The 11,801-nt window shown below is 52.2% G+C and carries 11 protein-coding genes; 7 read left to right on the forward strand and 4 right to left on the reverse strand.

The features are described 5' to 3' along the window. Nucleotides 1-99: 99 nt before the first annotated feature. From PCH05_RS20095 to PCH05_RS20110, 4 genes are all read left to right on the forward strand, one after another. Nucleotides 100-447 (forward strand): Na-translocating system protein MpsC family protein, encoded by a 348-nt coding sequence (locus PCH05_RS20095; protein WP_127605180.1) that lies wholly within the window; start codon nucleotides 100-102, stop codon nucleotides 445-447. A gap of 6 nt (nucleotides 448-453) precedes the next feature. Then, on the forward strand, nucleotides 454-1,287 hold the full coding sequence (gene fdhD, locus PCH05_RS20100; RefSeq protein ID WP_127605182.1) for a formate dehydrogenase accessory sulfurtransferase FdhD: 834 nt from the start codon (nucleotides 454-456) through the stop codon (nucleotides 1,285-1,287). A 119-nt stretch (nucleotides 1,288-1,406) separates the two neighbouring features. Further along, nucleotides 1,407-2,420 (forward strand): GTP 3',8-cyclase MoaA, encoded by a 1,014-nt coding sequence (gene moaA / locus PCH05_RS20105; protein ID WP_127605184.1) that lies wholly within the window; start codon nucleotides 1,407-1,409, stop codon nucleotides 2,418-2,420. Nucleotides 2,421-2,729: 309 nt separating this feature from the next. Next, a complete protein-coding gene (locus PCH05_RS20110) occupies nucleotides 2,730-3,545 on the forward strand; it encodes a formate/nitrite transporter family protein (RefSeq protein WP_127605186.1) in 816 nt (271 codons plus the stop codon). Here the strand turns inward: PCH05_RS20110 and PCH05_RS20115 are convergent. Beyond that, nucleotides 3,542-4,432: a LysR family transcriptional regulator gene (locus PCH05_RS20115; protein ID WP_127605188.1), complete on the reverse strand. Its 891-nt coding sequence runs from the start codon at nucleotides 4,430-4,432 to the stop codon at nucleotides 3,542-3,544. The two genes, PCH05_RS20110 and PCH05_RS20115, sit on opposite strands and share 4 nt — an antisense overlap. Before the next feature lie 315 nt (nucleotides 4,433-4,747). On the opposite strand from PCH05_RS20115, the gene PCH05_RS20120 reads away from it, so the two are divergent. Further along, nucleotides 4,748-5,779 (forward strand): YeiH family protein, encoded by a 1,032-nt coding sequence (locus PCH05_RS20120; RefSeq protein WP_127605190.1) that lies wholly within the window; start codon nucleotides 4,748-4,750, stop codon nucleotides 5,777-5,779. Nucleotides 5,780-5,835: 56 nt separating this feature from the next. On the opposite strand, the gene PCH05_RS20125 is transcribed toward PCH05_RS20120, so the two are convergent. Then, complete coding sequence (locus PCH05_RS20125) at nucleotides 5,836-6,228, reverse strand: hypothetical protein (RefSeq protein WP_127605192.1); 393 nt, start codon at nucleotides 6,226-6,228, stop codon at nucleotides 5,836-5,838. 146 nt (nucleotides 6,229-6,374) lie between these two features. After that, nucleotides 6,375-6,545, reverse strand: coding sequence for a hypothetical protein (locus tag PCH05_RS27385; RefSeq protein WP_164766729.1), 171 nt, complete (start codon nucleotides 6,543-6,545; stop codon nucleotides 6,375-6,377). A gap of 264 nt (nucleotides 6,546-6,809) precedes the next feature. On the opposite strand from PCH05_RS27385, the gene PCH05_RS20130 reads away from it, so the two are divergent. Continuing rightward, the gene (locus tag PCH05_RS20130) at nucleotides 6,810-8,669 is read left to right on the forward strand and encodes an ATP-binding protein (RefSeq protein ID WP_164766730.1); all 1,860 of its coding nucleotides are present in this window, start codon (nucleotides 6,810-6,812) and stop codon (nucleotides 8,667-8,669) included. Here PCH05_RS20130 and PCH05_RS20135 read toward each other — a convergent pair. Further along, nucleotides 8,647-8,922: a hypothetical protein gene (locus tag PCH05_RS20135; RefSeq protein ID WP_127605196.1), complete on the reverse strand. Its 276-nt coding sequence runs from the start codon at nucleotides 8,920-8,922 to the stop codon at nucleotides 8,647-8,649. The genes PCH05_RS20130 and PCH05_RS20135 overlap by 23 nt on opposite strands. A gap of 308 nt (nucleotides 8,923-9,230) precedes the next feature. Here PCH05_RS20135 and PCH05_RS20140 point away from each other — a divergent pair, with 308 nt between their 5' ends. Next, nucleotides 9,231-11,777, forward strand: coding sequence for a beta-mannosidase (locus tag PCH05_RS20140; RefSeq protein WP_127605198.1), 2,547 nt, complete (start codon nucleotides 9,231-9,233; stop codon nucleotides 11,775-11,777). The last annotated feature ends 24 nt before the right edge of the window (nucleotides 11,778-11,801 follow it).

Consider the following 11,801-nt stretch of genomic DNA (forward strand, 5'->3'; position numbering starts at 1 on the left):
TCGGTGTGAAAAATCGCCTTGTGGATTTTTGAAAGAACGTCCTGTACATTGTAACTAGGATTTAGTATAGTGTTAAACTTGTGATGAGGTGATTGAGGGATGAAGAAGGAAGTTGCGTTTAACGATATCATCCGGAAAGTCAGAAAAGATACGTTCGGCAAAGGCCCGGAGCGTATTCATACGACCTTTGTTGAGAACATGGCGATCACCCGGATGTACGGTAATTTTACTCCTACGGAGAAGTTTATTGCCCAAACGACGGACGGCAAAAAGATGGTGCATAATGCCCGAACGTACATGATTCAGGAAATATACAAAAACCAAGTACCGGAAGGCTTGGAAGAGCTTTGCGGATCGAAGCTGGTCCATTTGTTTTCGGATATCAAGGTCGATGAGGATATCGCGATATCCGTATTCATGTTTGAAAAAAATATAGAGCAGGGATGAGGACGGATGAGGGCTGTAACGCATGAGAAGGGGAATATCATCCGCTACGAGCAAGGTCAGATCACGAACAAGACGGATCTTGTCGTCGCGGAGCATCCCGTGACGATCAAAATCAACGGCGAGGAATTCGCGACGCTGGTCTGCACGCCTGAATACATTGAGGATATGGCTGTCGGCTATCTCGCCTCGGAAGGCGTCATTTCCGGCATCGATGAAATACAGGACCTGTGGGTGCAGGAAGACGAAGGCTTCGTCCACGCCACGGTCAGCCGGTGGAGCCCGCTTCACCGCCAGCTGTACAGCAAGCGGTACGTGACCTCCTGCTGCGGGGCAAGCCGCCAAGGCTTCGTATTTTTCAACGATGCCAAAACGGCGAAACGTCTGCATGATGTGCCGGTGGAGCTGTCCTTTGACGATGCTTTTCGTCTGGTCAAGGAGATGCAGGCGAACGCCGAAATCTTCAGCCAAACCGGCGGGGTTCATAATGCGGCATTATGCGACCGCAGCGGCATCATACTGGAGCGGATGGATATCGGCAGGCATAATGCACTTGACAAAATTTATGGTTACTGCCTGAAGCACAGCATCCCCATGAATGATAAAATCATCGTGTTCAGCGGCCGGATTTCGTCCGAAATCCTGCTGAAGGTTGCCAAGATCGGCTGCGGCGTCATTCTTTCAAAATCGGCTCCAACCGAACTTGCGCTAGAGCTCGCGGAGAGCTTGGGGATTACGACGGTAGGCTTCGTAAGGGGGAGCTCCTGCAACGTCTACACCCACCCGCAGCGGATTCTGGAATGCAGGGAGCAGCCTGATAAACATACGGAGATCGAGAACTAGCCGGATGCCATCAGCATCCGGCTGCTCTAATACCGGCTTCTCATGCAAAGGATCGTGGCATTGTTTCGCATTCGATCCGATTTACGGGGGATTTTGCGCACAGAAATGGAGTGAGCATCATGGAAACCAATGATTATTACAAACGCGTGCTTAAAGACCTGCGGATTTCCGTGACGGACCGCTGCAATTTCCGGTGCCGTTACTGCATGCCGGAGGAAATTTTCAATCAAGATTATCCATTTTTATCCCGCGATCATGTCCTTTCCGTGGATGAAACGATCCGGATCGCCCGTATTTTTGCACGCCTTGGCGTGACGAAAATGCGGATAACAGGCGGAGAGCCCATTCTGCGCAAGGAGCTGCCAGACATTATCGCAGGCATTGCCGGGATTGAAGGGATTCAGGATATCGCATTAACGACAAACGGAAGCCTGTTGGCCAAGCAGGCCGCCAAGCTGCGTGAGGCGGGACTCATGCGCGTGGCGGTCAGTCTGGATGCGCTGGACGATGAAACGTTCATGAAGATGAACGGTGGGAAAGCCCGCGTGCAGCAGGTGCTTGACGGCATCGATGCCGCAGCCGAAGCCGGGCTGCTGGTGAAGATTAACATGGTCGTGCAGAAGGGCGTGAATGAGCATGCGCTGCTGCCCATGGTTCGTTATTTCCGTGAAAAGGGTCATATTTTGCGCATGATCGAATACATGGACGTAGGGAATACCAATGGTTGGGACTGGAAACAAGTGGTCAGCAAGAAGGAGATGCTGGATCGGATCGGAGCGGAATTTCCCCTGGTGCCGGTCGAGCCTAATTATACGGGAGAGGTGGCTTCCCGTTTTCGTTTTCTGGACGGCAAAGGAGAGATCGGCGTCATCTCTTCCGTCAGCGACGCCTTTTGTTCTACCTGCACGCGCGGCAGATTGTCGGCGGACGGCATGTTCTATACATGTCTGTTTGCCACGCAAGGGCATGATTTGCGGAAGCTGCTGCGCTCCGAAACGGACGATGAGGCCATTTTGGAAAAAATTACGTCCATTTGGGAAGGCCGTCATGACCAATACTCCTTGGAACGCGGAACAGCAAGCGGCGAGCGCAGCATTGGTGCCAAAGTGGAAATGTCGCGGATTGGCGGCTGATTTACAGGGTTCAAGACATGCATAATCCTGTTACATTGTGTATAAGTTCACATTGTTGACAAAAAAAGAACCTGTGTTATCATGTGTATGAAATGTCATAGTAATGGAACGGCTGTAGGTGTTGCAGCTGCTCTATTGATAACATGAACGTGTGAATGAGTTCGATGCTCCTATAGGAAACGGGTAGGAGAATTAACCGGCACAAATCTTTCTTTTTCGTATATTTGCGAAAGGAAGGATTCGTGGCGGTTTTTTTGTTATGTTTCTGCCCGGACTGAACATTCGAAAAAAATTTTGGAGGAATGCATTATGTCATCGTTTTACTCACCGCAGCAAATCAAGGAGATTGCGGTTGAAACTGGAGAAAAGAAGGCGAAAACTTCCCTGTCTGCCATCCTGGTATTGGGCTTTTTGGCCGGGGCGTTCATCGCTCTCGGATTTCTGCTGGATATCCGCGTGATCGGTACCGCGCCCAAGGAGTGGGGTTCCGTGGCGGGCTTCCTCGGCGCAGCCGTGTTCCCTGTAGGGCTGATTCTGACCGTGCTTGCAGGCGGAGAGCTCCTGACGGGCAACATGATGACGCTGCCGATGGCCTGGTTTGCGCGCAAGATCGGATTCGGGTCCGTGCTGAAAAACTGGATCCTGGTCACCGTGGCCAACTTTGTCGGCGCCGTGTTCGTCGCTTATTTCTTCGGACATATCGTCGGACTGACGGAAGGCGCGTTCCTGGCTAAAACGGTAGCCATCGCGAACGCCAAGGTTCACGATTCCTTTACGCAGGCTTTTGTCTCCGCAATCGGCTGCAACTGGCTGGTATGCCTTGCCGTATGGCTCGCCTACGGAGCGAAGGATTTCGCCGGCAAAATCGCCGGCATCTGGTTCCCGGTCATGGCTTTCGTGGCCATCGGCTTCCAGCACGTTGTCGCCAATATGTTCGTCATTCCGGCCGCAATTTTTGCAGGGCAAATGACCTGGGGACAGTACTTCCCGAACTTTAGTGCCGTATTCCTCGGCAATCTGATCGGCGGCGCGCTGTTCGTAGCCGGAGCCTATTTCGTTGCTTACCGCCAGCCTGCCGGAAACGCAGCGATGCTAAAGCCGCAGGAAGGGCAAAAATCCGCCTAAAGCGACTGCACGTTTTGATTCAGCGTTTGTATAAACTTCAACACCGCCATGACAGCCGGTTCGTCCTTGCTCTGCAGCAGGGACAGATCCCGGCTGATCTTCGTTCCGCGGATGGAAATTTCGTGCAGCTCGCCGCTGTCAAGCTCCTTGCGGACGACCCAGCGCGACAGTAAAGCGATGCCAAGGCCGCAGGCTACAGCTTCTTTTACGCCCTGACTGCTGTTAAACACAAAGCTGCGCTTCACCGACAAACCTCCGTCCTGAATCAGCCTGTCGCTGTAAGCACGGGTACCTGAACCGGTCTCCCGCATGACCCACACCTGCCCCTGAAGTTGGCTAAAATCCACGCTTTTTGCGGCGGCAAGCGAATGGTCGGGAGCCGTGATCAGGACCATCTCATCCTTCATAAAGGTTGTGACCTGCAGGTCCTTGGCATCGACTTTTCCTTCAACCAGACCGATATGGAATCGCCCCGCCCGGATATCCTGCAAAATATTGTCCGAGTTGCTGATGTGAACCTGCACATCCACAAGCGGATACTGCTGGGCATACTCGGCCAATACTCTCGGCAAAATATACTCCCCGATCGTAAAGCTTGCTCCCATATATAATGAACCGGTGACTTCATCCCTGAGCATATGGATATCCTGCTTGGCTTCTTCATAGGTCGCCAGAATCTGCTGGGCCTTGCCGAATAATATCTCTCCAGCCTCTGTCAGCTTCACAAGCTTGGGTGAGCGGTGCATCAGCTTGGTTCCCAGTTCATTTTCAAGGTTGCGGATATGCAGGCTCACGCCCGGCTGGGACAGATTCAGAAGCTTCGCGGCCTGGGAAAAATTCCGCTGCTCGGCAACCGTAACAAACACTTTTAATGTATCCGTAATCATGATGCGACGCCTCCCCTACATTCCCTGAACATTCATCCTGAACCCGCGGGTGGTCATCGCGCCGCTCGGAAGTGACTGCTCTTTGTCCGGAGGGCATGCAGCACCTTCCGTGTCTGCATTGTATCATAACCATGGCATGAAGCAGTATACAGGTAATGGAGCCGGGGGAATGATGCAGGTAGCAGATGATACGTCCGGCAATCATAAGTTTTCCTCATGATAGGCATAGCAAATCGGTATTTCACTTCCTAAGCCATCCTCTTTATAGTGAGCGTATGAGAACAACCGAGATTAAACAAAGGGGATGGCTATGCCATGATTGCACCAGAAACTGCGGTTCCGCGCAGAAAGAGAAAAACCAAAGCTTTTATGTTGGGGATCGGGCTGACATTGATTTTGTCGCTGCTCGCCAAAGGATTGTCGCTGCTTCCGTTCCTCAGCATCATGGGCCAGCTCGTGCTGGCCATCATCCTGGGGATGATCTACAGGGCATCGGTCGGCGTGCCGGAATCGATCCTGCCCGGCATTTCCTTTTCCAATAAAAAGCTGCTTCGCTTCGGGATCATCCTGCTTGGCATGCGTTTGAATCTGATGGATATCGCTCATGCCGGTCCAAAGGTCGTTTTGCTGGCGGCGATCAATATCACGGTGACGATCTTTATCGTATACGGGTTGGCAAGGCTTCTGAAGGTGGATCGCACGATGTCGCTCATGACCGCATGCGGAACGGCCATTTGCGGGGCGGCAGCCGTTGTCGCCATTGCTCCGCTCATTAAAGCAAAGGATCAGGAGACGGCGGTGAGCGCAGCCACGGTGGCGATTCTCGGCACGCTGTTTACCTTGATATATGTAGGATTGTATCCATTCCTGGGGCTCACGCCGAATGGATACGGAGCATTTGCGGGAGGGACGCTGCATGAAGTAGCTCACGCAATCGCCGCCGCCGCGCCAGGAGGCAAGGAGGCAGAGGACATGTCCGTGATCGTTAAGCTGACGAGGGTCGCCCTGCTGGTTCCGGTTTCCCTATGCGTGGGATTCTGGGCGAGCCGCAGATCGGAAGAAAAGACGCATCAAAAAAGCAAAATTCAAATTCCCTGGTTTGTGCTAGGCTTTCTGCTGATGAGCGCCGTCAACTCGCTTGGCATCATTCCTCATGCCGTTACTGTGCAGATCATCAATCTTGCGTATGTTTTGATCGCAATGGCGATGGCGGGGCTCGGCCTCAATGTAGATTTCGCCTTTTTCCGCCGCAACGGCGTCAAGCCGTTCGCTGCCGGACTGCTGGGCTCGGTTATCCTTGCGGGCATGGGCTTTGCCCTCATTCACCTGCTTGGCTTCAACCGTTAAAAGATGCAAAAACGGACTCCTCTGCAGAGTCCGTTTTTCTGTTGCACACGAGGGTACTACTCCGTTTCGTCTCCATCGAATCCGTTAATTAAATCCGTCCCGTGCATATCCTCGACGGTAGCAGCGGGGTCAACCGGACTGTCCTTCTGGATCGCATCCGCATCCGGCACGTCTTCAAGCTCCGTTTCTTCCTCCAACGTCTCATCCGCTGCGGCCGGCTCAAACGATTCTCCATCGACAGGCTGGCGGGTTCCAAGGAACGGGCTCATGTCCGAGCGCGTATAAAACTCCACGTCAGTGTCCTCCGGCTTGCTTGATATGCTTTGCTTGGTTTCCGTGTTGACTTCACGGAAGTCATCTTCCGGCAGCAGCTCCTCCAGCGAATGCTCCCTGTCGTTTTCATAACGCTCATACGTTAGCTCGGCTTCGTTTTTGTAGGGCTCGATCATGTATGTCATCTCCTTCGATATGTTTCGATACTTTACCCTTACCCGAAACAAGGGAGAATAAACCCTGCCGGGTGCAGGATAAAACAGGAATAAAAAATCCCCGGGGCGGTGAGTCCCGGGAAGGCTGGTTTGTATGCGAGGGCCGGTTAGAATTTAGGGAAAACGTATCGGATCAGGAAGTAGAGAAAACCGAAAAAGATAATGATGTAAGCCGCATATTTGATGAATGTGGCGGCAACGAGACTCGAATCGGATTTTTTGTGAACTTCCGTCCGGTCTACCTCAACATTGGATTCATAAGGTTCGCGTTCACGCATGGCTGCTTCTCCTCCTTCATCGTCAATTTTTACAGAATCTGCTTGGTACATTAATAAACAAAGGGCCGAAAGGTGAAACAGAAACGAGCTGACCGAAAAAACCCGTGCAGGGACTATAGAAAAATTGCGAAAAATGTCGATATATTACATAATGAATCGAGAGAATTTAACAAATCCATATCAATGGAGAGGTTTCTACCTCATACAGATAATAAAGACTAGCTGAGGTGGGATATGAGGATTGCATTCAAAACGGTCTTTATCATGTTCACCATGTTCGTTTTATCGGTGTGCAGTTCCGTTTCGGCTTTTGCAGCCAATCAGCCTGAATACAAGCCGGTAACGGATTGGGAATTCAAATGGGAGCAGAAAGCCGAAGGAAGCTCCGCCGGTACGGGGAGTCAGGCCCCGCGAACGGGCTGGAGCCGGCTTGCCTCTCTCGACGATCAGACCGGGCACGAGCATAATGACGGGGTCGCGTGGTATCGAACGGTTCTTCCGGAGCTCTACTCCGGAACCTCTGCGCTGCTCCTGGAAAAAGTCCATGGCCGGCATATTGCGATCTTTGTGGACCAGCGCAAAGTGTATGAGCAGACCCGAAGCTATATGTATGACAAGAATGAGATCTTGCTGCCCCTTCGCCAGGAAGATGCGGGCAAAACGCTGCGTGTAATGCTGCAGGCGGATAGAGAAAATGTCGGTATGGAAGGGAGGGCGCTGGCAGGGGACTACCAGTCACTCCTCAAGGTGTATGTGATGTCCGACCTGGACGACCTGATTTTAGGCAGCTCCATGATCTTTCTAGGTCTCGTGATGGCCATCGCCGCCCTGTTCATGCGAAGAAACCAGCTGGCGGCCTGGCTCGCATTGACGATCATTGTACTGTCGATCGGAACCTTGATCCTGACGTACTCGCCGCTGCCATACATTCTTTTTAACGGCTACGGCAAGTGGTTCGTGATGGTATTCGATCTTGCGCTCCTGACCGTTCTGCCTGCCTTGAGCTTTTATTTTGAAAAGACGGTGGGCGCGGGATACAAGCAGTGGATCCGGCATTTTCGCAGGTTTCAAACGGTATACTCCCTTTTCTGCCTCGTCTTCATGACCATAAACATGCTGCTGCATGACCGTTTGTACAGCCTGTATTATTTTTTCTCGGTCAAGATACTCGGCATATTGATCATTTTGCAGATGATCCTGATTGTCGCGAGCGCCATCGCCTATGCGGTCAAAGGCAGCAGGGATGCGCTGATTTTCACTCTGGGCTTTGCCGTATTCGGGTTAACGGTTCTCGTTGAAATCGTATGCTTCATGATCAGCGCCGGAGACTATGAGCTGTACTGGTGGAAATGGGGCGTGCTTGGATTCGCCATCGCGCTCATTGCCGTCTTAGGCCAAAAGTTCGCTGAAAATCACCGCCAGATCCTGATATATTCCAAAGAGCTGGAGATGTTCAACATGGAGCTGCAGCGGGCTGAAAAGATGGAAATCATCAGCGAGCTTGCCGCCTCCGTAGCCCATGAGGTCCGTAATCCCCTGCAGGTGACCCGGGGCTTTCTGCAGCTGCTGCTCGAAAAGTCGGAACACAAGGACCGGGAATATCTCATGCTGGCTTTAGAAGAGCTGGACCGGGCTTCCGGCATTATCACCGACTTCCTGACCTTTGCCAAGCCGGAGCTTGATCATGTGCAGCTTCTGGAGCTGACGGAGGAATTTCGGCATATCGAAGGCATCCTGATCCCGCTTGCTAATTTTCAGGGCGGTAAAATGACCTCCAGAATTCCGAAAAATCTATATATCGAGGGCAACTCTTCGAAATTCAAGCAGGCTTTCATCAATATTATTAAAAACAGCATCGAGGCGCTGGATGAGGGCGGACGGGTTCAGATCTGGGCATACAGGCAAAACGATGAGATTGTCGTTCATGTACAGGATAACGGGGAAGGTATGGAGCCGGCGGAAGTCGCCAGACTCGGCGAGCCTTATTTTTCCAACAAGACGAAAGGGACGGGCCTCGGCCTGATGGTGACGTTCCGCATTATCGAAGTCATGAAGGGAAAAATGGAATTTCTCAGCGAAAAGGGAGTGGGAACCGAGGTCATCATCCGGTTTCCGGCACCGTAAACGTCAGGCACAGCTCAAAACTTGAACTGGAAAAAAGAATAGGATTGGACGCAAAATGGCGCCTGCTGTCTTTAGCGGCGTCATTTTTGCGTGCATTTAGATGAGAACCTCGGAAGAGCCGCCGCTTCGCAGATCCTGCCAGGCGACATACAAGCTGAGTAGGGCAGCAATCAGAAACAGCAAGGCGGAAATCAAAGCAACCTGGTTTCTTTGCTTCGGTACGACTGATACTTTTTGTTTTTACAGGCTTCACAGGGGGACACTCCTTTGAATGCAGCGGCATGTGCATTGGGATGCTGACTCACTCAGGTGCGTTGTGAACTCATTCTAGATTATGTCTGCTATCAGATTACCGTTCCGGCATACAAGCAAAATAGACGGAAAACTGTGCCTGTGGTATCTGGCCCCTGGAATTATTCAAAGGATGTTGTCTGAAGGAACGGAAGGGCGACGAATGCTGATAGGTATACGATAAAAAATAGATTTCGAAAAACGTTATTTTTGTTATAATATATCAAGCTAACAAATATAACTTATTAATTCATCATCAGGAGGTTAAGTATGAGCAAAACCAGATGGATTCTAAAGGACTGGAGCTTTAAAGCATGCGACGAACAGGATTGGCTGAAGGCCAATGTACCGGGATGCGTACATACGGATTTGCTGGCCAACGGAAAAATACCCGATCCCTTTTACGGGACAAATGAAAAGGAAGTGCAGTGGATCGACAAACAGGATTGGGAATATGAGAGCCGATTCGATGTACCGGATGAGCTGCTGAGCCTCCCGCGGCTGGAGCTCGTTTTCAGCGGGCTTGACACCTATGCTGACGTCAGCGTCAACGGGCAGCCGCTGCTGAGCGCGGATAACATGTTCCGTACCTGGAAAGCCGATGTAAAGCCGCTGTTGAAACAAGGGGCCAACACGATCCATATCCGTTTCCGCTCTCCCGTGCAGGAGGATCTGCCCAAGCTCGACAAGCTGGGTTATGCGCTGCCGGCTTCCAACGATCAATCGGAGGTCGGCGGGCTGGGCGAGCGGAAAGTCAGCATTTTTGCCCGCAAAGCTCCCTATCATTACGGCTGGGATTGGGGCCCAAGGTTCGTGACCAGCGGAATTTGGCGAGACGTGTGGATCGAAGGCTGGGAAGAGTACCGCATTCAGGATTTGTTCATTGAGCAAATGAATGTATCTGCGGCAGAGGCCAGACTGAAGGCTGTGGCTGAAATCGAGGCCGAAGCCGAAGGGTCGCGCATGATCCGGCTGTGTACGGGCGATTTTGTATGGGAGCAGGAGGTGGAGCTGATCCATGGCATCAACCGGGTGGAGCTGCCGGTTACGATTCCGAGTCCGAAGCTGTGGTGGTGCCGGGGGATGGGAGAAGCGAATTTGTACGAATTCCGGGCCGACCTGCTGAGCGGTGAAAAAGTAATTGCTTCGAAAAGCGTACAGACGGGCCTGCGCACCGTCCGTTTGGTCCGGGAAAAGGATGAAGCCGGCTCCTCGTTTTACGTGGAACTGAACGGCGTGCCGGTTTTTGCCAAAGGGGCTAATCATATCCCAAATGACAGCTTCATTACCGAAGTGACGGAGGAGCGGTACCGCCATGAAATTGCGACAGCTGCAGCCTCCAACATGAATATGCTGCGCGTTTGGGGCGGAGGCATATACGAGCAGGATATCTTCTATCGGCTGTGCGATGAGTATGGCATCATGGTGTGGCAGGACTTCATGTTTGCCTGCAGCATGTATCCCGGGGATGAGGCGTTTCTGAATAACGTGCGCGTTGAAGCCGAGGAGAATGTAAAACGCCTTCGCAATCATCCGTCCATTGTCTTATGGTGCGGTAACAACGAGATTGACACCGCGTGGTCCCACTATACCGAACATGGGGGATGGGGATGGAAGCAGCAGTATACGACCGACATTCGCGAAAAATTGTGGAGCGACTACGAGAAGATTTTCCATGCGATTCTGCCCGATGCGGTAGGGGCATTCGCGCCAGGCATGCCCTATTGGCCCTCTTCCCCGATGTTCGATTTGACGGGTGACGTCAGGCAGCATGCGACGAATGACTCTGCGGCAGGGGACATTCACTACTGGGGCGTCTGGCACAATGAGGAGCCGTTTGAGCATTATAATGTATACGTGGGCCGCTTCATGAGCGAATACGGATTCCAGTCCTTTCCCGAGTACAAGTCGGTACGCCGCTATGCCGAGGAGAGCGATCTGCAGCTTGAATCGCCCGTCATGCTGGCGCATCAGAAGAACGGCCACGGCAACCGCTTGATCAAGCAGTATATGGATAAATACATGCATGAGCCCAAGGATTTTCCTTCGTTCTTGTATATGAGCCAGGTGCTGCAGGCCGAGGCGATGAAAATGGCGATTGAGGCTCACCGCCGCCGGAAGCCGTACTGCATGGGAACGCTCTATTGGCAGATGAATGACTGCTGGCCGGTGGCCTCCTGGGCCGGAATGGATTATTTCGGAAGATGGAAGGCACTTCAATATACGGCCAAAAACAGCTTCCGGGATATTGCTCTGTCGATCGATGGTACCCGTGAAGGTGAAGTAGGCTTCTATGTGATATCCGATGTGCTTCAACCGGTTTCCGGCACGGTTCACATTCAGGTGATGAATATGGAGGGTACGGTTCTGAAAGACATGAGGGAGGCGTTCGCCATGGAGCAGAACGCCTCTGTGAAAGTGGTGACGTCCGCAGTGGAAGAGCTTCTCCAAGGCCGTAGCGGCCAGGATACCTTTGTGCTGGCGCACCTTGAAATCGCAGATGAAATCATGGATACCAAGCTGCACTATTTCGTATCGATGAAGGAGCTTGCGCTGGAAGCGCCGGATATCGAAATTCATGAAGCGGAAGGAAGCGGGGGAACCGCGTTTGAGCTCCGGAGCCGCAAGCTGGCCAAACAAGTATGGATATCCGGCGATGCGGAAGGATTCTTCAGCGATAATTTCTTCGATCTTGTTCCAGGCGTCGCGCGCACGGTTCAGTTCTTCGGCCGCGCGAAGGATGATGACGCTTTGATGCCGGCGGTGCCGGGCGCGCTGAGTGTCAGATCCATGACGGACTTTATACGGAATTCCTGATCATTATGAGATGAACAAAAAAGA

The sequence above is a fragment of the Paenibacillus chibensis genome (assembly GCF_004001045.1).
In the GTDB taxonomy this organism is placed as follows: Bacteria; Bacillota; Bacilli; order Paenibacillales; family Paenibacillaceae; genus Paenibacillus_AQ; species Paenibacillus_AQ chibensis.

Excerpts from the sequence above, each read along its gene's own strand:
- PCH05_RS20095 (WP_127605180.1), top strand. The coding sequence starts at position 100 with ATGAAGAAGGAAGTTGCGTTTAACGATATCATCCGGAAAGTCAGAAAA.
- fdhD (WP_127605182.1), top strand. The coding sequence starts at position 454 with ATGAGGGCTGTAACGCATGAGAAGGGGAATATCATCCGCTACGAGCAA.
- moaA (WP_127605184.1), top strand. The coding sequence starts at position 1,407 with ATGGAAACCAATGATTATTACAAACGCGTGCTTAAAGACCTGCGGATT.
- PCH05_RS20110 (WP_127605186.1), top strand. The coding sequence starts at position 2,730 with ATGTCATCGTTTTACTCACCGCAGCAAATCAAGGAGATTGCGGTTGAA.
- PCH05_RS20115 (WP_127605188.1), bottom strand. The coding sequence starts at position 4,432 with ATGATTACGGATACATTAAAAGTGTTTGTTACGGTTGCCGAGCAGCGG.
- PCH05_RS20120 (WP_127605190.1), top strand. The coding sequence starts at position 4,748 with ATGATTGCACCAGAAACTGCGGTTCCGCGCAGAAAGAGAAAAACCAAA.
- PCH05_RS20125 (WP_127605192.1), bottom strand. The coding sequence starts at position 6,228 with ATGATCGAGCCCTACAAAAACGAAGCCGAGCTAACGTATGAGCGTTAT.
- PCH05_RS27385 (WP_164766729.1), bottom strand. The coding sequence starts at position 6,545 with ATGCGTGAACGCGAACCTTATGAATCCAATGTTGAGGTAGACCGGACG.
- PCH05_RS20130 (WP_164766730.1), top strand. The coding sequence starts at position 6,810 with ATGTTCACCATGTTCGTTTTATCGGTGTGCAGTTCCGTTTCGGCTTTT.
- PCH05_RS20140 (WP_127605198.1), top strand. The coding sequence starts at position 9,231 with ATGAGCAAAACCAGATGGATTCTAAAGGACTGGAGCTTTAAAGCATGC.